The following is a 22,858-nucleotide window of genomic DNA, read 5'->3' on the forward strand; positions in this document are numbered from 1 at the left end:
GACGACGGAGCCGAACGAAAGGACTGCTGTGAGCGAGCGCGACAGCCGCATCGCCGTGATCGGCATGGCGCTGCGGCTCCCGGGGGCCGAGGACGTCATGGACTTCGGGGCCCTGCTGAGGCACGACGGGGTCGAGGTCGACGAGGTCCCTCCGAGCCGCTGGGACCGCAGGCTGTACCTCGGGGGCAGCGCCCACCAGGGCACGCATCACCGTGGTGCCTTCCTGCTGGACCCGTTCTCCTTCGACCACGAGGCGTTCGGCATGACCGCCGAGGACGCCGTCCTCCTCGACCCGCAGCAGCGCGTGATGCTCGAGGTCGGTGCCCGGGCCCTGGAGGACTCCGGTTACCTGAGGGCCCGTCGGCGGCTCGACGCGGGCGTGTTCATCGGCGCCCGTATGAACGCGTACGGGTTCGACCACGGGCGGGGCCTGGGCGCCGACGGCACGCAGGGCCCGGTCGGCGTCGCCCCGGCACCCGGCCCTGCCGACGAGCCGCGGGCCGCCTCCCTCTGGGGACGGTCGCAGAACTTCATGGCGGCCTGGCTGTCCGACCGGTTCGATCTGGCGGGCCCGAGCCTCGTCGTCGACACCGCGTGCTCGTCCTCCCTGTCGGCCGTCTGGCTGGCCTGCCAGAGCCTGACGGCGGGGGCCTGTGAGCTGGCCGTTGCCGGCGCGGTCGACCTGCTGATCGACCCGCTCACGTTCGTCCTGCTCTCCCGCTCCGGGGCCCTGTCCCCGGACGGCCTGTGCCGGACCTTCGACCGCAGGGCCAACGGCTACGTGCCCGGCGAGGGAGCAGTCGCCCTCGTCCTGAAGCCGATGAGGGCGGCACTGTCCGACGGCGACCTGGTCCTCGGCGCCATCGCCGCGACCGCGGTCAACAACGACGGCCGCACCATGGGTGTCACCTCGCCGAACCTGGAAGCCCAGGTCGAACTGCTGGGCAAGGTGTACGAGCGGATCGACCCGGCGACCGTCCAGTACGTCGAGGCCCACGGCACCGGCACCGCCATCGGCGACCCGATCGAAGCGCGGGCGCTCACCGAGGTGTTCGGCCGGCTCGGCGTGCCCCGCAACTCCGTGGCGCTCGGCTCCCTCAAGCGCCGCATCGGCCATCTGCACTCGGCGTCGGGCCTGGCGGGACTGGCCAAGGTGATCGTCATGCTGCGCGACGGCATCGTCCCGGCGCTCACCGTCGAAGAACCCAACCCCCGCCTCAACCTGGCCGACAGCCCTTTCCGCCTCCCCGCCACGCACAGCCACTGGCCCGAGGTGCCCGTGCGGCGGGCCGCGGTGAGCGGATTCGGCTTCGGCGGGACGAACGCGCACGTCGTCGCCGAGGCCGTACCCCCGGCTCCGCGCGAGCGGGGCCGCACCGACGGGCCGTCCCGCCCGGTCCACCTCCTGCCCCTGTCGGCCGACACCCCGTACGCGCTGCGGGAACTGGTCGCGCAGTGGATCGAGTTCCTGCCCACCGTGGCCGGCGACCTCGACGACGTGTGCGCCACCGCGCGGCTGGCGCGTCCGCACCGCTCCGAGCGGGTGGCCGTCTCCGGGGCCGACGCCACGGAGCTGACGTCCGCCCTGCGCGCATGGCTCCTCCGCCACGCTGCTCCCGACTCCGCCGCGCCCGGGGGGCTCGCCGTACGGGTCCGTCCCGAGGCGGACGAGGCACCCCCCGCCTGGCTCGTCGCCCTCGACCGCTCGGTGCCCCCCGTGCACGAGATCATCGGCCTCCTCGAGACGGCGACCGGTGTAAGCCTGGCCGACTTCTCCGGCGAACTGCTGCGCATCAGCGGGGGAGTCGCCCTCACGGTGGCGCTGCGCGACGTGGGGCTGCCGGAAAGTGCGGTGGACCTGCCGCCGGGGTGGGAGGCGGTCCGGGACTTCGCCTGGGGCCGCGTACCACTCGAAGAGGCACTGGCCGACGTCCTCCGCCACGACGGCGACCCGGCCCCCGAGCCCGTGCACGAGCCCACTGCCGACCGCGAGCTGTGCGCCCGCCTGGCCCGGGCCCACGACGACCGGGAGGTGGCCGCGATGCTCGCCGCGATCACCGCCGACCTCTTCCGGGCGGGCCAGGACATCGACTGGGCCGCGCACCAACGGGACACGGCGTGGCGCAAGCGCCTGCTGCCGTCGGCCCAGCCGCGCGGCCGGGCCCTGGACCTGCGCGAGCCCCTGCGCTCGCCCGGACCCGGCGCGCCCGCGGAGCTCGTGCGGGACGAGGGAGCCGCCGGACACGTCTTCGCGCGGGTCTTCGGTCCGGGCGAGGCGCCCGTCGCCCAGCACGCCGTGTACCGAAGGATCATGCTGCCGGGTGTGGCGTGGTTCGAGTTCCTGCGCGAGGGTGCCGCGTTGCGCGGCGAACCCTTCCACGGAGTACGGGACCTGCTGTTCCACCGCCCGCTGATCCCCTCCGACGCGTGCCGCGTGGTGTGCCGCGTCGATGCGCAGGGGCAGTTCACGGTGGAGGACGACCGGAACGGGGGCCCCTTCGTCACCGGCCGGCTGCTGCGCGAGCCCGCCGCCGAGCCGGCCCCCGTACCGGTCGCCTCGCTGCTCGGTTCCTGCGCGGAGGTGCACGCCGGCTCGGGTCTCTACCGGTGGCTGCGGCGGATCGGCTACCACCACGGCCGCTACTACCGGAACATCTCCTGGGTGGCGGGCCTCCCGGACGGCGGCACGCTCGCCCGCGTCGAGGGGCGGCGCCAGCGGGAGATGAACGCGCCCGGCGTCCAGCTGTTCCCGGGTCTGCTCGACAGCGTCACCATCGCCGCGATCGCCCCGGACAACCCGGTGTTCGGCGCTGCCGACGCGTCCGCGTTCATTCCGCTCTCGGCCGGCAGGGTGGAGGTCCACGGCCCGCTGGACGACGCGGCCTACGTCCGCACGGAGATCGCCTTCTGGAACGAGGAGGCCTGCCGCGTCACGCAGACGGTGACCGACGCGGAGGGCCGGCCGCTGCTGGTCTTCGGCGACATGTCGTCCAAGCGGGTGCCGCTGGAAGCGTTCAGCGGGGAGGGGGCGCCGGCTGAGCGAGCCGCCACGACACTGCCGCCTGATCGGGCCGCGGCGCCCGGCAGTACGGCTGAGGCGGCTCCCGGTGAGACGGCCGTGACGGCGCCCGGCAGTACGGCCGCAGGAGGCAGTGCCGCCGCGACGGCGCCCGGAACCCCGGCTGCGGCACCGCTCACCCGCCCCACCCCCGCGGCGCGAGCCGACCGACCGCCGGCACCCGGGCGGGTGCTCGCCTGGTTCCTGGAGCTGACGGGCACCTCGGCGGAGAACGCCGACACGGAGTTCCTGTCCGCGGGGTTCGACTCGGTCGGCCTCGTGTCGCTGAGCGAGCGGATGTCACAGGAGTTCGGGCTGTCCCTCTACCCGACGGTCTTCTTCGAGTACCCGACGCCCCGCCGGTTCGCCGACTTCGTCCTGACCGAGGCGCCGGACCTGGCCGCCACGCTGGCCCCGTCGCCCCGCCCGGCCGACAAAACGTCAACGCCCGGCGAGCCGCCCGCGGTTGACGCGGTGCCCATCGCACCCGGAACGCCCGCGGACTCGACCCCCACCCCCCGCCCACCCACCACGACGCCCGCAGCCCGCCCCGTACCCTCACCCGGCCTTGTCCCCGCATCCACGCCCACGCCCGGCACTCTCCGCTCCCGCGACATCGCCGTCGTCGGCGCGGCGGTCCGCCTCCCCACCGCACGCACCCTGACCGACTTCGCGGGCCTCCTCCGCGAAGGGCGGGACACCGTACGCCCGTTGCCCGACGGCCGCTGGAGCCGGGCGCCGCACGGACCCGCCCCGTACGCCTCGTTCCTGGAGGCCGTGGACGAGTTCGACCCGGGCCCGTTCCGGATCTCACCCCGGGAAGCGCCCCTGATCGACCCCCAGGCGAGGATCGTGTACGAGACGATCTGGGAGGCCCTGGAGGACGGGGGACGGGCCGGCGAGCGGGCCGAGGGCAGCCGGACCGGTCTGTGGATCGCGTACAGCCACGACCACTACCACGAGGAGCGGGCGCGCCACGGCGTACCCGACGGCCGAGGCCTGGGCCTGGAGGCGATGATCGCGAACCGGCTGTCCTACCTGATGGACTGGCACGGCCCGAGCGGACTCGTCAACACTCTCTGCTCCTCCTCGCTGGTGGCCGTGCACACGGCCCTGCAGCACCTGCGCGCCGGAGACATCGACACGGCGGTGATCGGCGCGGTGCACGCCGCCATCAGCCCCGAGTACTTCCGCTCGATGGGCGATCTGATGGCCCTGTCACCGCGGCACCGCTGCCGTGCCTTCGACAGCACCGCCGACGGCTTCGTCCCCGGAGAGGGCGCGGTCGCCGTCGTCCTGCGACGCCACGAGGACGCCCGACGGGACGGCGACCGGATCCGGGGCCTCATCAAGGGCGCGGCCGTGAACCACGGCGGCCGTACGACCCGTTACTCCGCCCCGAGCCCCCGCGCGCAAGGGGACGTCGTTACCGAGGCTCTGCGGGATGCGGAGGTCTCGCCGGAGACGATCGGGTTGCTGGAGGCGCATGGTACGGGGACGAGTCTGGGTGATCCGATCGAGGTCGACGGGCTGACCCGGGCCTGGCGGGGGCATACGGGTCGCGCGCAGTTCTGTGCGATCGGGTCTCTGAAGTCGAATATCGGTCATCTGGAGCCGGCTGCGGGTCTGGCGGGTCTGGTGAAGGCCCTGTTGGCGATGGAGCATGAGGTGATTCCGCCGACGCTGCACGTCACCCGTCCCAATGACCACATCCGTTTTGAGGAGACTCCGTTCTACCTGGCCGATCGCCTGCGGCCCTGGCCGAGGGGCGGACATCCGCGGCGGGCCGCGATCAGCGCGTTCGGCATGGGCGGTGTCAACGCCCATGTCATCGTCGAGGAGCCACCGCCGGTGCCCCAGGACACCCCGGCCCCGCAGGACAGCCACATCGTGCGGGTCAGCGCGGCGGACGAGGCCTCCCTGCGCGACCTGGCCGGTGCCTACGCCGACCACCTGGCCGGCACCGCCGAGGACCGGCTCGGCGACTTCGCCCGTACGGCCAACACCGCACGGACCGCCCACCGGTACCGCACCGCCGTGCACGGCACCACCGGCGGCGAACTGGCCGCCCGGCTGGCCGAGGTCGCCTCAGGGACCACCCCGCCGACCCGGCACATCCGGACGGCGACAACCACCGCCTTCCTCTTCACCGGGCAGGGCTCGCAGTACGCGGGTATGGGCCAGGGCCTGATGGCGACCGAGCCGCACTTCCGCGACGCGCTCCACGAATGCGCCGACCTGCTCACCCCCTGGACCGACGTGCCCCTGCTGGACCTGCTGTACGGCGACGCCCGGCATGTGCTGGACCGGACCCGGTACGCGCAGATCGGCATCGTCAGCGTCCAGGTCGCCCTGGTCGCGTCCCTGCGGGCGGCCGGGGTCCGGCCCGACGTGGTCGCCGGGCACAGCCTGGGCGAACTGACCGCGGCCTGGGCGGCCGGCGTGCTCACCCTGCCCGACCTGCTGCGGCTGACCGCGCTCCGCGGCGAGCTGATGCAGGCCCGGCCCGCCACCGGCACGATGGCCGTCGTCCACACCGACGTCCACTCGCTCACGGCCGAGCTGGAGGCCTACCCCGGCATCGAGATCGCCGCCCACAACGCGCCGCGCGTCCACACCATCAGCGGCCCGGAAGGGGTGATGGCCCGGTTCCGCGAGCAGAGCTCCTCCCGCGTGCAGCCCCTGACGGTCAGCCATGCCTTCCACTCCGCGGTGATGGAACCGGCCCTCGCCCCCTTCGCGGACGCCGTGGCCGCCACCCCGCTCGCGCCGCCCGCGATCCCCTTCGTCAGCACCCTTACCGGCACCTGGCACAGCGACGTCACCGTCACCGATCCCGGGCACTGGGCCCAGGCGATCCGCCGCGCCGTCCGCTTCAGCCAGGCCGTCACCACGCTGGCCGAGACGGGCCCCCACGCCGTCTGGGAGATCGGTCCGCATCCGCAGCTGATCCCGCTCGCCCGCGCCACGCTCGCCGAGGCGCGCTCCGGTCTCGACCCCGTGTGGATCACCACGCTCCAGCGGGGCCGCGAGGACCAGCCGCAGTTCCACGCCGCGCTGACGGCCCACCACAACCACACCGGCACGGACCTGAACTGGACCGGTCTCCACCACGGCAAACGCCAGAGCGTCACCACCGTCCCCGGCTACCCCTTCAGGCGCCGCCGGTTCTGGATCACACCCGGCGCGCCCGATGCCCCGGGCCCCGGCACCACGACCATCGACAGCACCCACCCGCACGAGACGAAAAGGCCCGAGCACCATGGCTAGCGAATACGGACTGAAGCGACACTTCAACGGTGACGCCGCGCGCCTCATCGGCGGCAAGCTCCGCGCCGTCCACCCCGAGTTCGACGTCGAGGGTTACGCCACGGAAGTCGAACAGCGCATCCCCGGCAAGGAACTGAAGGACCGCGTCCTCGTCCTGACCGAGGGACTGCGCACCCGGCTCCCCGAGGACTACCCCACCGCCGTGGCCGTGCTCGTGTCGATCCTCGGGGACGAACTCGCCGAAGGCGAGGGCATGTTCAACACCAGTTGGTTCCTCATGCCGGTGGCCAGGTTCGTGGAGGAGTACGGCCGGGACCACCCCGAGGTGTCCCTGGACGCCATCGAGGAGATCACCCGGCGCCACACCGGCGAGTACGCCATCAGGCCCTTCGTCGACGACCACTACGCGATGACGATGAAGCGCGTCGCGGAGTGGGCCCACAGCCCGAGCCACAACGTGCGGCGCCTCGCCAGCGAGGGGATCCGCCCGCGCCTGCCCTGGGCCCGCACCCTCGACGTCTTCGTGAAGGACCCGCAGCCCGTCCTGGAGATCCTCGAACCCCTGCGCAGCGACCCCTCCGAGTACGTGCGCAAGTCCGTCGCCAACAACCTCAACGACATCTCCAAGGACACCCCCGGCGTCGCGCTCGCCACCGCGCTGCGCTGGCTGGAGGAGAGCCCCACCCCCGAGACGAACTGGATCGTGAAGCACGCCCTGCGCACCCTGGTGAAGAAGGGCGACCAGCAGGCCCTGGCCATCCTCGGGGCGACGGGCGGCGAGCTCGTCCACGTGTCCGGCCTGCGCGTCACCCCCGGGGCGGTGGCCGTCGGGGACACCCTCGTCATCGACTTCACCGTTGAGAACGCCGACGACCGGGCCCACAGCGTCACCGTCGACTACGTGGTCCACCACGTGCGCAAGAACGGCCGCAGCATCCCCAAGGTCTTCAAGCTGACGACCCTCGAACTCGCCGCCGGAGAACGGCGGGTCGTCCAGAAGACCCACACGCTCAAGGAGGTACAGACCCGCCGGTACTACGCGGGCGAGCACGCCCTCGACATTCAGGTGAACGGCCTGGTCAAGGCCACCGAGCGGTTCGACCTCCGGACATGAGCGGCGCCCGGATCCACCTCGCCGCCACCGATCCGCTGGTCCACGACCACCGGATCGGTGACACGCCCGTCGTCCCGGCCGCCGCCCAGATCGACGCCGTGCTGACCGCCTGCGACGCCCGACGGCCCGACCGCGTGTGGACGCTGGAGAACGTCACCTTCCGCGCACCGCTGCGGGTGACCGGCCCCGGCGTCGACCTGAGGGTGGTCACGGCCGACGACGGGCAGTGCTCGCTCCGTTCGCTCGACGCCGACGCGGGCGGCGCGCCGGTCGAGCACAGCACGGCGCGGGCTCGCGGGGTGCCCCTGCCGCCGCCCCGCTACGTCGACCTGGCCGGACTGCGGGCCGGCTGCACGCGGTCCGTCCCGCTGGCGGACGTGGCGGCGTGGCGGCAGGCCAGCGGCATCACGTACGGGCCCGCCTACCGGGCGATCCGTTCCGCACACCGGGGACAGGAACGCATGCTGGTGGTCCTGCGTGCGGACGACGACCTGCAGGGGACCCGGTTCGTGCCACCGCCCCTGCTCGACAGCGTCTTCCAGGCCCTGGGCATGCTCGACGGCGGGGCGGCCGGGGCGTGCCTGCCCTGGTACGTGGGCCGGCTCGTCGCCCGCCGGCGGATCTCCGGCACCGTCCTCGCCCTCGTCGAACGGGACGCGACGACCGGATCCCGGGGCGGTGCCGTACGGGGGAGCGCCACGGTCTGCAACCAGCAGGGCGAGGTACTGCTGGAACTGGACGCCATCACGCTCAAGTCACCTGCGGCACAAGCGCGGGCCAGAGCGGCGGGGGAGCAGGGCCGGTCCGCGGCGGGTTCGATCGAGACAGTCGTCTGGCGGGAGACCGGACCGGCCGTCGCCCCACGGGCGTCCGAAGGCGCCCTGCTGCTGGTCTCGCCGCAGCCGTTACCGGCGCCGCAAGGCCGGTCCGTCGTCCATCTGACGCCGGCGGAGCTGACCCAGGAGCGCCTTGACGACCTTCTCGACGGGACCCCCGTGGGCGCGGTGGTGTACGCGGCGCCGCGCGGTCTGGTGAGCGAGGACCGGGTGAGGGAGGCCCTGCAGGGCGTCTTCACCCTGGTACGGCGGCTCGCGGCACGTCCGCCGATGCCGGATCTGCTGATCGTCACCAGCGGGGCCCATCAGGTGGCGGGGGAGGAGACCGTCGACCCCTTCATGACCTCCTTGTGGGGGCTCGGCCGCACCCTGCGCGTGGAACACCCCCGCACCACCGTGCGTCTGGTGGACCTGGAAGCCGGTGCCGACCTCACGGCGACCGCACTGGAGGACGTGCTCGGACACGCCGAGCCGCAACTCGCCCGCCGCGCGGGCAGCTGGTACCGGCCGGCACTGGAACCGAGCGAGCCCGCACCGGAGCCGCCGTCCGGCAGCGGCGCGCAGGCTCCCCGGTTCCGTGACGGACGCTTCCTCATCACCGGCGGCATGGGCGGCATCGGTCTGCGGGTCGCGGAGTTCCTGGCGGCCGAAGGCTGTGCCCATCTGACGCTCGTGGGCCGGACTGTCCCGGACGCGGGGGAGGCGCGGGCGCGGCTCGACCGGCTCGGTGCCCGCTGCGACCTGGACACCGTGGCCGCGGACGTCCGTTCCCTGCCGAAGGCGCTCGACGGTGCCGAACGCTACGACGGCGTGTTCCACGCCGCCGGAGTGCTGCGGGACGGCCTGGCCCGCAACCTGACGCCGGAGCAGGTCGAAGACGTCCTCGGCCCCAAGGTCGGCGGGGTGCACGCGATCGCCGACCTGATCGCCGGGAGCGGCCCACCGGACTTCGTCGCCCTCTTCTCGTCCGTGGCCTCCGTGCGCGCCAATCCCGGGCAGAGCTCCTACGCCACGGCGAACGCCTACGTGGACGGCTACGCCGCCCGCAGGCGCGCCGGCGGAGAGCCCTGGTTCAGCCTCGGCTGGGGCCTGTGGAGCGTCGGCATGGGCGAGGACATCGCCCCGAAGGCCGCCGCGCACGGCGTCCCGGTCCTCACGGCGGATGGCGGTGTCGCCCTGCTGCGCACCGTCCTCGGCCGTCCTCCCGCGCACTACGTCCTGTCCGCCGCCGCCGACGCGAAGGAAGAACCGATGACCGCTGTGACACCGGAACGCGGGCTGTGGCTGTCGCTGACCACGGCTCTGAAGAAGGTCCTGCACGTCGATGACGTGGCGCCCGAGGACGATCTGCTGGAGCTGGGACTCGACTCGATGATGGCGGTCGAGCTGTCCGCGTCCCTGTCCGCCGACGGCTTCGAGGCCGACCCGATGGTCTTCTTCGAGCACAGCACGGTCGGCGCGCTGGCCGGCCACCTCGAACCGTCGGCCCGTACGACCGCGGCGGCCCAGGCCCCGGCGACCGTGGCCACTGCGGCGGCCCAGGCCCCGGCGACCGTGGCCACCGCGCCGGTCGAGGCCCCTACGGCCCCGGCCCCGGCCCCGGCCCCGGCCCCGGTGCACCCGGCACCCGTACGCCCGGCCCCGGTACCACCGGCCCCCGAGCGCGAACGGCCGGCACACGCCGCCGCCGTGCACCGGAGCACGGCCGACGCCTTCGTCCCCGACTGGGACCGCTTCCGCGACCCGGCACCCGCCCGCTCCGAGGGCAGCCCGGCCCCGGCCCGCCCCCTCCCGGCCGCCGCGCACACCCCGCACCCCGCGGAGGCGGTGCCTCCTGCGGCCCCGGCCCCCGAGGCGTCCCGCCCCGTCACCCGCACCCTGCGACGCACCCTCCCCGGCCGTCTCTCCAGCAGGCCCGACGGCACCTTCCTGGACCGGCGCATCGACGCCCTCTCCGTGGAGGACCGCGTCGTCGTCGCCAGGGACGAGTACTTCTACGAGCCCGTCATCGAGGAGGCCCGGGGCGCTCACATCAAGTTCGACGGCCGCTGGTTCCTCAACTTCGCCTCGTACAGCTACCTCGGGCTCATCGGGCACGACTACATCGAGCAGCAGGCGTTGCGTGCCGTGGAGCGGCACGGGACCGGCGCCCACGGCGTGCGGCTCCTCGCGGGCACCCTCCATCTGCATCGCGAACTGGAGCTCGCGCTCGCCCGGTTCCTCGGCACCGAGGACGCCGTCGTCTTCTCCAGCGGCTACATGACGAACGTGGCGACCGTGGGCGCGCTGGCCGGCCCCGGCGACGTCATCATCGGCGACGTCTACAACCACGCCAGCATCCTCGACGGCTACCGGCTCTCGGGCGCCAAGGTCGTCACGTACGCGCACAACGACCTCGCCGACCTGGAGCGTGCCCTGAAGAAGGCGGGGGACGCTGGCCGGCTGGTGGTCACCGACGCGGTCTTCAGCATGGACGGCGACGTGGCCGACCTGCCGGGCATCGTCGAGCTGTGCGAGCGGTACGACGCTCCGCTCATGGTGGACGAGGCGCACAGCCTCGGTGTGCTCGGCCGCACCGGACGCGGTGTCACCGAGCACTTCGGCATCGACCCGGCCCGCGTCGACGTGAAGATGGGCACGCTGTCCAAGACCGTGCCCAGCGCGGGCGGTTACGTCGCCGGAACGAGCGACCTCGTCTTCGCGCTGAAGAACAACGCGCGCGGCTGGATGTTCTCCGCGGCCGCGACCCCGGCCCAGGTCGCGGCGGCCAGGGCGGCGATCGAGGTGATCGACGCCGCGCCGGAGCGGCCCCGCGAACTACGGGCCAGGACCGCCCGCTATCGGGAGCAGTTGCGGGCGCTGGGCTTCGACACGCTCACCAGTGAGACGCCGGTCGTGCCGATCATCTGCCGCAGTGCCGAGCAGGCAGGCGCCATGGCTCGGGCCTGCCAGCTCGACGGGCTGTTCGTCCAGCCGATCGTCTACCCGGCGGTGCCGCGGACGCTGCCGCGGCTGCGGACCATCGTCAACCTCAGCCACTCCGAGGCCGACCTCGACACGGCCGTCGCGACGCTGGAGAAGGCCGGCCGCTCCTGCGGCCTCATCACCTGACCACGGACTCGCACACGGACCCGGGCGCGGAGCGAGGAGCCGCATCGACCGGACGGCACGGCATCACGGCACGTCGCACGACCACACGACGACCAAGGGGGAATGGACATGACGGACATCGACAAGGCTGCGTTCTTCTCGGCGGTACTGAAGACCATCGCCTCGACCCGTAACCACGGCACCGACCAGGACGAGCACACCAAGGGCGTGGTGGAGCCGGCCGTGCGCATCCGCGCCGTCGAGGAGGAGGTCGGAGAGGGGCAGCTCACCTCCGGCGAGACCGGTGAGGTGCTGGACCTGCTGGAGACCACGTTCCGCGCCAAGCGCACCCCGGACGAGGAGCGGGAGTACTACCTCCAGTACATCGAGAAGGTCTCCGGCGTCAGCCGGGCCTCGTTGGGCGTGTCCGCCGGGTGAACACGTCCGGTCTCGCGTGGTACAGCCACGAGATGTGCTTCTGGCACGACCCCGGGCCCGGCTCGGGGTACGTGCCGGTGGGGCCGGGCGTCGAACCGCTCCGCCAGTTCGCGGTCGACCCCGATCTGCGCCGGGCCGAGGGGCTGGTCAAGGCGTCGGGCCTGATGGACCGGTACACCTGCGTCACGCCGACGCCCGCCTCCGACGAGGACCTGCTGCTGGTGCACGTGCCGGAGCACATCGAGCGCGTCGAGGCGGTGTCGGCGTCCGGCGGGGGTGATGCGGGCGTGTACGCGCAGGTGAACTACCACAGCGCACAGGCCGCCAGGCTCGCCGTGGGCGCCTCGGTGCAGGCCACCGAGCAGGTCCTGGACGGGCGGTTCCGGCGGGCCTACTGCCTGGTCCGCCCGCCCGGCCACCACGCGGAACCCGACCGGGCGATGGCCCTGTGCCTCTACAACAACGTCGCCGTCGCCGCGCGGGCCGCGCAACGCCGCGGGGTGCGCCGGGTGATGATCCTGGACTGGGACGTGCACCACGGCAACGGCATCCAGCGGGTGTTCTACGACGACCCCGACGTGCTGTACGTGTCGATCCACCAGGACGGGCTGTTCCCGGCGGCGTCCGGCCTCGTCATGGAGACGGGCACGGGCGCCGGCACGGGCAGCACGCTCAACGTCCCGCTGCCGCCGGGCACGGGGCACGACGCCTACCTCGCCGTCGTCGGCCGCGTCGTGGAGCCTGCGGCACGTGCGTTCGGCCCCGATCTGATCCTGGTCGCGGCGGGCGTCGACGCGAGCGGTCACGACCCCATGGGCCGGATGATGTGCACCAGCCGGACGTTCCACGCCATGACGTCGGCGCTGTGCCGCCTCGCCGACGAACTGACCGGGGGCCGGATCGTCTTCGTCCACGAGGGCGGCTACTCGGCGTGGTACCAGCCGATGCTCGTGCTCGGCACGGCGAGCGCGATCGCCGGCCTGCCCGCCCCGCAGGACCCGTTCCTGCACTCGCTGGACCACCTGCCGGGCCAGCGTCTGCAACGCCACCAGAGCCGGGTGATCGAGCACCTGGAGGCCCGTCACCGGCTGCTGGCCCCCCACTTGACCAGCACCGCCCCGGGACGGGGAGCGGCCGATGAGTGACTGGTGGATGACCGTCGGCGCCGGCGCCCGCCCGGCGCCCCGGTTCCGCGTGGTGGCCTTCCCGCACGCCGGCGGGTGGCCCTCCGCGTTCCGTTCCTGGTGGCAGGTCCTGCCCGAGGACGTCGAACTCGTCGTCGCCCAGCTGCCGGGCCGGGGTGCCCGTCTCAACGAGCAGCCGCTGACCCGCGTCGCACCGCTCGTCGACGCGCTCAGCCGGGGCCTCGCGGACCTGCCCGAGCTGCCGTACGCGGTCATCGGGCACAGCTTCGGCAGCGTGCTGGCGTACGAACTCACCCGGGCGATGGAGCAGAAGGGCCTCGCGCCGGGGCTGCTGGCCGTCTCGGCGCGTCAGCCCCCGTGCTTCCCGGGCGAGCCGCCTTTCGGACACCTCAGGAGCGACGCCGAGCTGCTGGAGCACCTGCTGGACATCGGCGGCATGACGCCGCAGCTGATGAACCGGGCCGACCTCGTCAAGCCGTCGCTGCGTGCCATCCGCGCGGACCTGGAGGCGATGGAGCGGTACGAGCGGCCGCTGTCGGGCACCGGCGTGCCCATCCTGGCGCTCGGGGCGGTCGACGACCCCGTCGTCGTCGCCGAACGGCTGCACCTGTGGTCCCTGGAGACGACCGGCGGCTTCAGCCGGCTGATGTTCACCGGCGGCCATTTCTACCTCTACGAGCCCGCGCACGCCGCGGCCGTCGCCCACCGCCTCGTGGCCGGCCGCCCCGGTGCACCGCACACGGGTCCCCCGTACGAGGGCCATGTCCCTCGTCCGTCCCGCCACCCGGCATCCGTTCCGGGCGGCGATTCGAAGTACCCCTAGAAGGAGACAAGTTGAGCACCATCACCGATGCCCCCCGCCAGGCCGGACCACGGGAGTGGCTGGGCCTGGCCGTGCTGGCGCTTCCCACGCTGCTGCTGTCGATCGACGTGAGCGTGCTGCACCTCGCGGTTCCGCACATCAGTGAGGGCCTGAACCCCTCGGCCTCCCAGATGCTGTGGATCATCGACATCTACGGCTTCCTGATCGCCGGCTTCCTGGTGACCATGGGCACGCTGGGCGACCGCATCGGCCGCCGGAAGCTGCTGCTGACCGGCGCCGCCGCCTTCGGGGTCGCCTCGGTGGCCGCCGCCTACGCCAACGGCCCGGCCGCGCTGATCGCGGCGCGCGCGGCGCTCGGCATCGCCGGTGCCACCCTGATGCCGTCCACCCTGGCGCTGATCAGCAACATGTTCCGTGACGCCCGGCAGCGCGGGGTGGCCATCGCCGTCTGGGTCACCATGTTCTCCGTGGGCATCGCGCTCGGCCCGGTCGTGGGCGGCGCCATGCTGGAGTACTTCTGGTGGGGTTCGGTCTTCCTGCTCGGCGTGCCCATCATGGCGCTGCTGCTGGTGGCCGGTCCGGTGCTGCTGCCGGAGTACCGCGACGAGCAGGCCGGCCGGGTCGACCTGGTCAGCGTGGCCCTGTCCCTGGCGGCGGTCCTGCCGGTGATCTACGGCCTGAAGGAGATCGCCAAAGACGGGGTGTCCGCGCTGCCGCTGCTGGTCCTCGTCGCGGGCCTGCTCGTGAGTGTCGTGTTCGTCCGCCGGCAGCGCACGCTGGAGAGCCCGCTGCTCGACTTCCGCCCGTTCGGCAACCCCGCGTTCCGTACGTCCCTGGTGACGCTGCTGCTGAGCATGCTGGTCGCGGGCGGCACGTACCTGTTCGTGACGCAGTACCTGCAGCTCGTCGGCGGGCTGTCGCCGATGAAGGCCGGCCTGTACCTGCTGCCCGCGGCCTTCGCGCTGATCGTGACGTCCGTCGTGTCCCCGATCGCCGCGAGCAAGTTCCGGCCCGCGTACGTCGTCGCCGTCGGCCTGGCCGTGTCGGCGCTGGGCCACGTCATGCTGGCCCTCGCGGACAGCACGTCCGGGATCGCGCAGGTCGTGACCGGCTTCGCCTTCGTGTACGCCGGTGGCGGCCCGCTCATCGCGCTGGGCACCGACATCGTGGTCGGATCGGCGCCGCCCGAGCAGGCCGGGTCCGCCGCAGCCATCTCCGAGACCAGCACCGAGCTGGGCATGGCGCTCGGAGTGGCGATCCTCGGCAGTGTCGGCACCGCTGTGTACCGCAGTGAGGTGGACGTTCCCGCCCGGGTCCCGGACGGTGCCGGTGACACTCTCGCCGTGGCGCTGGAGGCGGCGAAGGGCCTGTCCTCGGACGTGGCCGCGGCGTTCGTCGACTCGGGCCGGGCCGCGTTCACCGAGGGAATGAACGTCATAGGTTTCATCGGCGCGTTGCTGGCACTCGGGACGGCCGTGCTCGTGGCGGTCGTCATCAAGAGCCCTCCCACGGGCGCGGCCGAGGAGCCGGCCGGGGAGCCTGTCGAGACCTCTGTCGCGCCCGCGGAGCAGCCCGCCTCCTGACCCGGGAGCGGACTGCCCGCCCTCAGGTGCCGGGGCGCTCCGTGTAGGCGGCGGCGTACTCGGCGGTGGGGGCGATGGGCGTGATGACGTCGATGAGCACACCGTCGGGGGCGGCGACGATGAAGTGCCGTTGCCCGAAGTCCTCGCTGCGCAGGGGGAGTTCGGGCTTCAGGCCGAGTCCGTCCACGAGCCGGGCGTACTCGGCGTCGACGTCGGTCACCTCGAAGTTGAGCAGGACGCCCTGGGCGGGGCGGCGGAACGCCTGCGGGATCGTCTCGTGGGCCGCGTCGACCAGGGCGAGTTCGTAGTGCGGCGGCTCGGGTCGCCGGAGGCTGACGTACCAGTCGTTCTCGAAGGTCGTCTCGAATCCGAGCAGGGCCGTGTAGAACTCCACGGATTCCCGGAGCCGCGGGGTGCAGATCACCGGGTAGAAGCTGGTCATGGCGGAGGACGTCATCGGTTCACCGTTCTGAGGTGGGCGCAGGTCGTTCGGGCGCGGGCGGCGTTCGTCGTGTCAACGAGGAACGCCACCCGCCGTCACGTCCGCCGGGTGTGAAAGCGGGGGGCACATGACGGCGGAAGCGCAAAGGGAACCGGATCGTCCGCAGGTGTGGGCCGTGCGGAATTCACCTCCGTGGGACGAGGCGCTGAGCCTTTCCCTGCTGGACCCGGGAGAAAGGCGGAGGGCTCTCTCCTTCCGGCGCGAACCCGACCGTTCGCGTTACATCGCGGCGCACGCGGCACTCCGTCTGCTGCTGGCCGCGTATCTTGAATGCCACCCCATTGACGTCCTTTTCGGACGTGAGCCGTGCGCGCGGTGCGGCGGCCCGCACGGCCGGCCTGTTCTCCTCGATCGCGAGGCCGGCCTGCATTTCTCGCTCTCCCACTCCCCGGGCCTGTCCCTCGTCGCGATCGCCGGCGTGCCCATGGGGGTGGACGCCGAGCGTGTACCCGGACGCAGGGCCGTCGAGTTGTGCCTGGAACGCCTGCATCCGGACGAGCGGCGCGAGGTGCTGGCGGTCCCCGAGGAGGAGCGGCCCCTGGGGTTCTGCCGGCTGTGGGCGCGCAAGGAGGCCTATCTGAAGGCCCTCGGGACCGGGCTCGGCCGCGGACTGGAGCGGGACTATCTGGGACACCGCGAGGGTCCCGGGGCGCCCCGGCGCCCGTCCGGCTGGATCGTTCGGAACCTGCCCTGCGGCCCTCAGAACACCACTCACGCCGCGGCCCTGGCCGTCCCGGCGGGCACCCGCGTGCCCAGCGCGCCACCCGATCTGAACTGGCTTGTCTTCCAAGATGACTTGCACGAGCAGGCGGTGGCCGGCAGGTAGCGACCTTTGTTGACATACCGATGGTACGTCACTACGTTTCACTCGCATACCTTCGGTACGTGACTGGAGATGGCACTGCATGCTGACCAGCCCCTGTCCGGTGATCTGCACCTCACGCCTCGAGGAGTCCCGCGAGTTCTACACCAAGCTGTTCGGTTTCCAGGTCGCTCACGAAACGGAGTGGTACGTCGGCCTCGGCCGGCCCGGGCTGCCGCCCCGTGAACTCGCCCTTCTCGACCACACCCACCCGGCTCTCCCGGAATCACGGCGACGGCCGGTGCGCACGGTCAGTTTCACCCTCGAAGTGGAGGGCGGGGAACGGGAGCTGGAACGCATTGCCGCCTGCGGTGAATCGGCCGGAAGGCGATTACTCGGCACCGGAGGGCCGAAAGGGAACGACCTGATCGTCACGGATCCGAATGGAGTACGGATCCACGTCATCGCACCGAAATGACCCATCGGTGCTCGCACGAGATCGGCAGTCAAGGGGGTAGGGCAGACATGTCCGGAAGAATCGATCCTGAGGTGGCGGTCGCAGTCATGCGCGCCGCGGGACTCGAACCACTGGAGCCTTATCCCGGGGCGAATGTGGCCTGGAACAGCCGTTGCACCAAGAACGCGCACCACGTCGCACCCACCCTCACCTCGGTGCGCATCGGCGCGAGCGCCGGATGCCGTTACTGCGGACGCATCGCCGCCGGGGAGCGGCGACGGGCCGGCGGCCGGGAGCAGGCCGAGGCGGACATGCGCGCCGCGGGCTTCGAACCGCTGGAGCCGTACCCGGGGGCCAGGGTCAGATGGTCCTGCCTGCACGTCGTCTGCGGCCGTATCGTCCACCCGCGGCTCTTCGGGATCCGCGCCGGAAAGGGCGGCTGCCGCGCCTGCGCGGGGCGGGCGCCGGTGGACTACGAGGCCGCCGAGGCGGAGATGCGCGCGATCGGCATGGAACCTCTGGAACCCTTCCCCGGCCGTGTGCGCGACAAGTGGATGTGCCGCTGCATGACGTGCGGTCACATCGGCGCCCCCGCTCTCAACAACATCCGCCGCGGACAGGGTGGCTGCTACGCCTGCGCACGCCGCACCAGCCGCCCCCTGCGCGCGAGCTGACGAGCTCGCTCGTACGGACGAGGCGCCCCGCACTCGGCGGGGCGCCTTTCCATGTCACTTGACCCGCAGGGCTTCCAGCATCGCCACCAGCGCGTCCTGGGTGTCGTCGAGATCGCGGGGGTTCGTCGACGAGGCCAGCCACAGCGCCGCCTCGTTCATCGCGCCCGACAGCAGATGGGTGAGCGGCTCGACCGGTTGCGCGGCGATCGTCCCCTCACCGATCAGATCTCCGAGCACCTGCGCCAGGTGTCGCCCGGAGGTCGTCTCGTTCATGACCCGCCACTCGCTCCAGCCGAGGACCGCGGGACCGTCGACGAGCATGATGCGCTGGATCGCCGGATCGGTGGACACGGTGAGGAACGCCTGGCATCCGGAGACGAGCTGGTCCCAGGTGTCCTCCCGGGCGTCCGCCGTCTCCGCGATTCGCTCGGCCACCTCCTGCTGCACCTGCTCCAGCACGGCCCGGAACAGCTCGGCCTTGCTGGAGAAGTGGTGGTACAGCGCGCCCTTGGTGACACCCGCCGCACGTACGATCTCCGACAGCCCCACGGCTCCGTACCCCAGCGTGGAGAACAACCGTCTGCTCTCCCGCACCAGTGCCTGCCGAGTCTGCTCCCGCTGCTGTGCCCGAATCCCTTGAGTCATCCTCTACCCCCGTCCTTCACGTACTGAAGGTACGTGAGATTCCCCCCAGGTGGCGATCCGCCCCCCCGGACCCGCCCCCGACCCGGCCTGCCCGGGCCGGCTGCAGGCCGAGCCTTGTGGCGCAGTGGTCCGTTGAGCTGCCTCACCAACTGCGGCGGGCGATGCGATCCGGCTGCGGCTGACGCGCAGCATCCTTGACCGCGAGTCCGGTCTCCGTGATGCTGTTGTTGCGGTGAATGGAATGCGTGCCGTAATGAGCAACTCGTGCTCCAGGGATTCAGACCAGTCGAGGAGTGGCCATGGCTCACCAGGTCCGTGCTGTTGTCGCGCGGGGCAAAGGCGCCCCCGTCAGCCTGGAAACGATCACCGTGCCCGACCCCGGCCAGGGTGAAGCTCTGGTGAAGGTCGAGGCCTGCGGGGTCTGCCACACCGATCTGCACTATCGCGAGGGCGGCATCAACGACGACTTCCCCTTCCTGCTCGGCCACGAGGCGGCGGGCCGGGTCGAGGCGGTCGGCGAGGGGGTCACCGACCTCGAGCCGGGCGACTTCGTCATCCTGAACTGGCGTGCGGTCTGCGGTCAGTGCCGGGCCTGTCTGCGGGGGCGGCCTTGGTACTGCTTCAACACCCATAACGCCAAGCAGAAGATGACCCTCGCCGATGGCAGCGAGTTGTCCCCGGCCCTGGGAATCGGCGCCTTCGCCGAGAAGACGCTCGTGGCGGCCGGGCAGTGCACGAAGGTCGACGAGAGGGCGTCGGCCGCGGTCGCGGGACTCCTGGGCTGTGGTGTGATGGCGGGCATTGGCGCCGCGATCAACACCGGCCAGGTCGGCCGTGGCGATTCCGTCGCCGTCATCGGCTGCGGTGGCGTCGGCGACGCGGCGATCGCCGGGTCCCGGCTCGCCGGCGCGGCGAAGATCATCGCGGTGGACATCGACGCGCGGAAGCTGGCCACCGCGAAGAAGCTCGGCGCCACCCACACCGTCAACTCCAAGGAGACCGATCCGGTGGAGGCGGTCCGCGAACTGACCGGCGGCTTCGGTGCGGACGTGGTCATCGAGGCCGTCGGCCGTCCGGAGTCGTACCGACAGGCCTTCTACGCTCGTGACCTGGCCGGGACCGTCGTTCTCGTCGGCGTCCCCACCCCCGACATGAAGCTCGAACTGCCGCTTCTGGATGTCTTCGGACGCGGCGGAGTGCTCAAGTCTTCCTGGTACGGCGACTGCCTCCCCAGCCGCGATTTCCCGATGCTGATCGACCTCCACTTGCAGGGGCGACTGGATCTGGAGGCGTTCGTGACCGAGACCATCGCACTCGACGACGTCGAGAAGGCCTTCGAGCGGATGCATCGCGGTGACGTCCTGCGCTCGGTGGTGGTCCTCTGATGGCCGCCGGCATCACGCGACTGGTCACCTCCGGCACCTTCTCGCTGGACGGCGGCACCTGGGACGTCGACAACAACGTGTGGATCGTCGGCGACGACAGGGAGGCGGTCGTCATCGACGCGGCGCACGACGCGGACGCCATCGTGGACGCGCTCGCCGGCCGTACGCTTCGCGCGATCGTCTGCACACACGCCCACAACGACCACATCGACGCCGCCCCGGCGCTCGCCGACCGAACCGGCGCTCCGATCCTGCTGCACCCGGACGACCTGCCGCTGTGGAAGCAGACCCACTCCGAGCGGCTGCCCGACGCCGAACTGGCGGACGGGCAGGCCCTGACCGTGGCGGGTGCCGATCTCACCGTGCTGCACACACCCGGCCATGCGCCCGGCGCGGTCTGCCTGTACGCACCGGCTCTGAACGCGCTGTTCAGCGGAGACACGCTCTTCGCGGGCGGGCCGGGGGCGACGGGGCGGTCGTACAGTCACTTCGGCACCATCATCGAGTCGATCCGCGACCGGCTGCTGACGATGCCCGGCGATACCGTCGTGCACACCGGCCACGGGGACACGACCACCATCGGCGCGGAGGCCCCGCATCTGCAGGAGTGGATCGACCGCGGGTTCTGACGCGGGTTCCGATCGCCTCGCGACGGGCTCGGGTCAGCACTCGACGACGTTGACCGCGAGCCCTCCGCGCGAGGTCTCCTTGTACTTCACCTTCAGTCGGATCCCGTCTCGCGCATGGTCGTGATGACCTTGTCGAGCGAGACCACACTGACCTTCAGGGGGTCCGCGAGCTGCACGTCCGCGGTGAGGGTGCCGGCGCGCACCTCGCTCTCGCTCCGCCAGGACGGTTCGTTGGCGAGCATCACCCCGCTGAGGGGGCAGGCCGGACTCGTAGGCACGCGGCAGCAGTTCCGACGCGGAGCGGAAGCGAAGCCGTACGGCGGTTTCGTCGGGCTTGATCCGGTCGGCTCCCGTCGCGGCCTCGTCGACGACGAAGGCGCCGCCCACCGGGTAGTACGCACGTGTCCTCAGCTCACCGCCGTCGTGTCCCAGGGCCTGGAACCGCCGCACCGGGCCGACGTGGGGCGGCATGCCGTCATCGTCCAGCGCGGTGACGAAGAGGCGGGCTGCTTTCCTGGGCCTCACGATGTGTGAGCTCGACGGCCCGAAACCGACTTTGAACAGGTCGAAGACGCTGATCGGCACGTCGTTTTCTCCGAACCAGGCGTTGTGCTCTGCGCGCAACGTTGCGTAGGGAGCAACATAAAGCAAGGGGTCGGAGTGTCTGGGGGACGCCTTGACAAGGGTTTGGGGGGACCCCAAACTGACGTTGCGCTTACCGCAATCCGTTTCGCTATATGCACCGAGGTGTCATGATGATTCCCGCGTGCCGTCTCGCGGATCTGCCACGAGGCGAGGCCTGCCGGCTCGACATCGATCCGCCCGTGTCGGTGTTCCACACCGATGAGGGCGAGATCTTCGCCATCGACGACACGTGCACCCACCAGGACGCGTCGCTCGCTGACGGCTGGCTGGAGGGGTGCGAGGTCGAATGCCCGTTGCACGCCTCGAAGTTCGACCTCCGGACCGGGGCCGTCGATTCGCCGCCGGCCAAGCTCCCCGTCCGCACCCACCAGGTCCTTGTCGAGGACGGCATGATCTATGTCCTGCCGTCCACGGAGGCCCCGAACCTGCCGCCCTGCATTGCGGCGCGGCTCGCCGGAGGTCCCGCGTGAGAACCGTGGCCGTGGTGGGTGCCTCGCTCGCCGGACTATCGGCCGCACGCTCACTGCGTAATCAGGGCTACGACGGACGGCTGGTCGTGATCGGCGACGAGCCGCACCGCCCCTACGACCGACCGCCGTTGTCCAAGGAGTTCCTCGCCGGCGAGATCGGTGAAGCGGATCTCGCGCTGGAGACGGAGGGAGAGGACCTGCAGGCGGAGTGGCTGCTCGGTGTGCGGGCCGCGGGACTCGACCGCACTGATCGCGCCGTGCGGCTCGCCGACGGCCGGTCCGTCCGGGCCGACGGGGTCGTCATCGCCACGGGTGCGACCGCGCGCATGCTGCCGGGCGGCGACGGCCTCGCCGGCGTGCATACGCTGCGCACTCTGGACGACGCCCGCGCCCTGCGGGCCGACCTGGCCCGGGGCGGGAATCTGGTGGTGATCGGCGGCGGGTTCATAGGCGCCGAGGTCGCCTCGACCGCGTACGGCCTGGGGCTCGATGTGACGGTCGTCGAGGCGGCGCCGACACCGCTGGCCGGACCGCTCGGCGAGGTCATGGGAGGCGTTGTCTCCACGCTCCACGCGGACCACGGCGTACGCCTGCTGTGCGGCGTGGGTGTCCTCGGGTTCTCCTTGGCGGAAGGTGGCCGGAGGGTGGGTGCCGTCCTGCTGGAGGACGGTCGGCGGCTCCCGGCCGACACCGTCGTCGTCGGCGTCGGCGCCCGCCCGTGCGTCGAGTGGCTGGACGGGAGCGGCGTCGTGCTGGACGACGGCGTCAAGTGCGGTGCAGACGGTCGCACCAACGTGGCTGCTGTGGTCGCGGTCGGGGACTGCGCTTCCTGGTACGACCCCGTCGCCGGGGTCCATCGTCGCGTCGAGCACTGGACCGGCGCACGGGAACGGCCCGACGCGGCCGTGGCCGCACTGCTGTCCGGCGGTACGGCAATGCCGGGGGTGCCCAAGCCGCCGTACTTCTGGTCGGACCAGTACGGGGTACGGATCCAGTTCGCCGGGCATTCCGCCGGCGCCGACAGCGTGACGGTCGAGGAGGGGCTCCCCGACGACCGCAGCTTCCTCGCGGTCTACCGGCGGTCGGGGCATCCGGTCGCGGTCCTCGGCATGAATCAGCCCCGCCTGTTCACCCGCTGGCGCAAGCAGCTCGCTGCCGCCAGGCCTTGACGCCACCGGTGTGGCGACCGGCACTGATGCCTGTAACGCCATTCGTTGCGTATTGCACAACGCCGTTCGGGCCTATCCGTCCCCGGCGTGACGACCGAACGACGACGTTTCCCGCGAGGAGTG

17 protein-coding genes and 2 pseudogenes are annotated in these 22,858 nt (G+C 71.9%); 15 read left to right on the forward strand and 4 right to left on the reverse strand.

Annotation, left to right across the window (positions count from 1 at the left end; all coding sequences use genetic code 11):
* Positions 1-28: 28 nt before the first annotated feature.
* From AC0699_RS27660 to AC0699_RS27690, 7 genes are all read left to right on the forward strand, one after another.
* Positions 29-6,328, forward strand: a complete 6,300-nt coding sequence (locus AC0699_RS27660) for a beta-ketoacyl synthase N-terminal-like domain-containing protein (RefSeq protein WP_478665323.1) — start codon at positions 29-31, stop codon at positions 6,326-6,328.
* On the forward strand, positions 6,321-7,442 hold the full coding sequence (locus AC0699_RS27665) for a DNA alkylation repair protein (protein WP_478665326.1): 1,122 nt from the start codon (positions 6,321-6,323) through the stop codon (positions 7,440-7,442). The genes AC0699_RS27660 and AC0699_RS27665 overlap by 8 nt, the downstream gene beginning before the upstream one ends.
* On the forward strand, positions 7,439-11,389 hold the full coding sequence (locus AC0699_RS27670) for an aminotransferase class I/II-fold pyridoxal phosphate-dependent enzyme (protein WP_478665330.1): 3,951 nt from the start codon (positions 7,439-7,441) through the stop codon (positions 11,387-11,389). The genes AC0699_RS27665 and AC0699_RS27670 overlap by 4 nt, the downstream gene beginning before the upstream one ends.
* Before the next feature lie 108 nt (positions 11,390-11,497).
* Positions 11,498-11,806: a hypothetical protein gene (locus tag AC0699_RS27675; protein WP_453668802.1), complete on the forward strand. Its 309-nt coding sequence runs from the start codon at positions 11,498-11,500 to the stop codon at positions 11,804-11,806.
* Positions 11,803-12,951 carry a class II histone deacetylase gene (locus AC0699_RS27680; RefSeq protein WP_478665332.1) on the forward strand — a complete coding sequence of 383 codons (1,149 nt, stop codon included), beginning with the start codon at positions 11,803-11,805 and terminating at the stop codon, positions 12,949-12,951. Before AC0699_RS27675 ends, AC0699_RS27680 begins: the two co-directional genes overlap by 4 nt.
* On the forward strand, positions 12,944-13,774 hold the full coding sequence (locus AC0699_RS27685) for a thioesterase II family protein (protein ID WP_478665333.1): 831 nt from the start codon (positions 12,944-12,946) through the stop codon (positions 13,772-13,774). The genes AC0699_RS27680 and AC0699_RS27685 overlap by 8 nt, the downstream gene beginning before the upstream one ends.
* Before the next feature lie 11 nt (positions 13,775-13,785).
* A complete protein-coding gene (locus AC0699_RS27690; RefSeq protein WP_478665335.1) occupies positions 13,786-15,357 on the forward strand; it encodes an MFS transporter in 1,572 nt (523 codons plus the stop codon).
* 22 nt (positions 15,358-15,379) lie between these two features.
* Here the strand turns inward: AC0699_RS27690 and AC0699_RS27695 are convergent, their stop codons facing one another.
* On the reverse strand, positions 15,380-15,814 hold the full coding sequence (locus AC0699_RS27695) for a VOC family protein (RefSeq protein ID WP_478665337.1): 435 nt from the start codon (positions 15,812-15,814) through the stop codon (positions 15,380-15,382).
* A 160-nt stretch (positions 15,815-15,974) separates the two neighbouring features.
* Between AC0699_RS27695 and AC0699_RS27700 the strand changes: the two genes are divergently transcribed.
* The 3 genes from AC0699_RS27700 (at position 15,975) to AC0699_RS27710 (ending at position 17,792) form a co-directional block, all read left to right on the forward strand.
* The gene (locus AC0699_RS27700; RefSeq protein WP_478665339.1) at positions 15,975-16,685 is read left to right on the forward strand and encodes a 4'-phosphopantetheinyl transferase family protein; all 711 of its coding nucleotides are present in this window, start codon (positions 15,975-15,977) and stop codon (positions 16,683-16,685) included.
* 79 nt (positions 16,686-16,764) lie between these two features.
* A complete protein-coding gene (locus AC0699_RS27705; protein WP_478665343.1) occupies positions 16,765-17,139 on the forward strand; it encodes a VOC family protein in 375 nt (124 codons plus the stop codon).
* Between the two features lie 47 nt (positions 17,140-17,186).
* Positions 17,187-17,792, forward strand: a complete 606-nt coding sequence (locus AC0699_RS27710) for a hypothetical protein (RefSeq protein ID WP_478665346.1) — start codon at positions 17,187-17,189, stop codon at positions 17,790-17,792.
* Between the two features lie 54 nt (positions 17,793-17,846).
* Here AC0699_RS27710 and AC0699_RS27715 read toward each other — a convergent pair whose 3' ends face one another.
* Positions 17,847-18,437 (reverse strand): TetR/AcrR family transcriptional regulator, encoded by a 591-nt coding sequence (locus AC0699_RS27715; RefSeq protein ID WP_478665349.1) that lies wholly within the window; start codon positions 18,435-18,437, stop codon positions 17,847-17,849.
* Positions 18,438-18,736: 299 nt separating this feature from the next.
* Here AC0699_RS27715 and AC0699_RS27720 point away from each other — a divergent pair, with 299 nt between their 5' ends.
* Positions 18,737-19,822, forward strand: a complete 1,086-nt coding sequence (locus AC0699_RS27720) for an S-(hydroxymethyl)mycothiol dehydrogenase (protein ID WP_478665355.1) — start codon at positions 18,737-18,739, stop codon at positions 19,820-19,822.
* Positions 19,822-20,451: an MBL fold metallo-hydrolase gene (locus tag AC0699_RS27725; RefSeq protein ID WP_478665358.1), complete on the forward strand. Its 630-nt coding sequence runs from the start codon at positions 19,822-19,824 to the stop codon at positions 20,449-20,451. The genes AC0699_RS27720 and AC0699_RS27725 overlap by 1 nt, the downstream gene beginning before the upstream one ends.
* A 33-nt stretch (positions 20,452-20,484) precedes the next feature.
* Here the strand turns inward: AC0699_RS27725 and AC0699_RS27730 are convergent.
* Positions 20,485-20,597, reverse strand: a pseudogene (locus AC0699_RS27730) (L-serine ammonia-lyase, iron-sulfur-dependent, subunit alpha); the annotation flags it as partial.
* A gap of 85 nt (positions 20,598-20,682) precedes the next feature.
* Between AC0699_RS27730 and AC0699_RS27735 the strand changes: the two are divergent.
* The gene (locus AC0699_RS27735; RefSeq protein ID WP_478665362.1) at positions 20,683-20,985 is read left to right on the forward strand and encodes a hypothetical protein; all 303 of its coding nucleotides are present in this window, start codon (positions 20,683-20,685) and stop codon (positions 20,983-20,985) included.
* Here AC0699_RS27735 and AC0699_RS27740 read toward each other — a convergent pair.
* A pseudogene (locus tag AC0699_RS27740) lies at positions 20,965-21,036 on the reverse strand (serine dehydratase beta chain); the annotation flags it as partial. The gene AC0699_RS27735 and the pseudogene AC0699_RS27740 overlap by 21 nt on opposite strands.
* A 167-nt stretch (positions 21,037-21,203) precedes the next feature.
* Between AC0699_RS27740 and AC0699_RS27745 the strand changes: the two are divergent.
* Positions 21,204-21,566, forward strand: a complete 363-nt coding sequence (locus tag AC0699_RS27745) for a bifunctional 3-phenylpropionate/cinnamic acid dioxygenase ferredoxin subunit (protein ID WP_478665365.1) — start codon at positions 21,204-21,206, stop codon at positions 21,564-21,566.
* Entirely contained in the window at positions 21,563-22,735 is a 1,173-nt protein-coding gene (locus AC0699_RS27750; protein WP_478665369.1) for an NAD(P)/FAD-dependent oxidoreductase, read from the forward strand. The genes AC0699_RS27745 and AC0699_RS27750 overlap by 4 nt, the downstream gene beginning before the upstream one ends.
* The last annotated feature ends 123 nt before the right edge of the window (positions 22,736-22,858 follow it).

It is taken from the genome of Streptomyces sp. NPDC043870 (genome assembly GCF_056435785.1).

Coding starts and splice junctions, on each gene's coding strand:
- AC0699_RS27665 (WP_478665326.1), top strand. CDS start 6,321: ATGGCTAGCGAATACGGACTGAAGCGACACTTCAACGGTGACGCCGCG.
- AC0699_RS27710 (WP_478665346.1), top strand. CDS start 17,187: ATGTCCGGAAGAATCGATCCTGAGGTGGCGGTCGCAGTCATGCGCGCC.
- AC0699_RS27725 (WP_478665358.1), top strand. CDS start 19,822: ATGGCCGCCGGCATCACGCGACTGGTCACCTCCGGCACCTTCTCGCTG.
- AC0699_RS27720 (WP_478665355.1), top strand. CDS start 18,737: ATGGCTCACCAGGTCCGTGCTGTTGTCGCGCGGGGCAAAGGCGCCCCC.
- AC0699_RS27705 (WP_478665343.1), top strand. CDS start 16,765: ATGCTGACCAGCCCCTGTCCGGTGATCTGCACCTCACGCCTCGAGGAG.
- AC0699_RS27685 (WP_478665333.1), top strand. CDS start 12,944: ATGAGTGACTGGTGGATGACCGTCGGCGCCGGCGCCCGCCCGGCGCCC.
- AC0699_RS27695 (WP_478665337.1), bottom strand. CDS start 15,814: ATGACGTCCTCCGCCATGACCAGCTTCTACCCGGTGATCTGCACCCCG.
- AC0699_RS27670 (WP_478665330.1), top strand. CDS start 7,439: ATGAGCGGCGCCCGGATCCACCTCGCCGCCACCGATCCGCTGGTCCAC.
- AC0699_RS27715 (WP_478665349.1), bottom strand. CDS start 18,437: ATGACTCAAGGGATTCGGGCACAGCAGCGGGAGCAGACTCGGCAGGCA.
- AC0699_RS27745 (WP_478665365.1), top strand. CDS start 21,204: ATGATGATTCCCGCGTGCCGTCTCGCGGATCTGCCACGAGGCGAGGCC.
- AC0699_RS27675 (WP_453668802.1), top strand. CDS start 11,498: ATGACGGACATCGACAAGGCTGCGTTCTTCTCGGCGGTACTGAAGACC.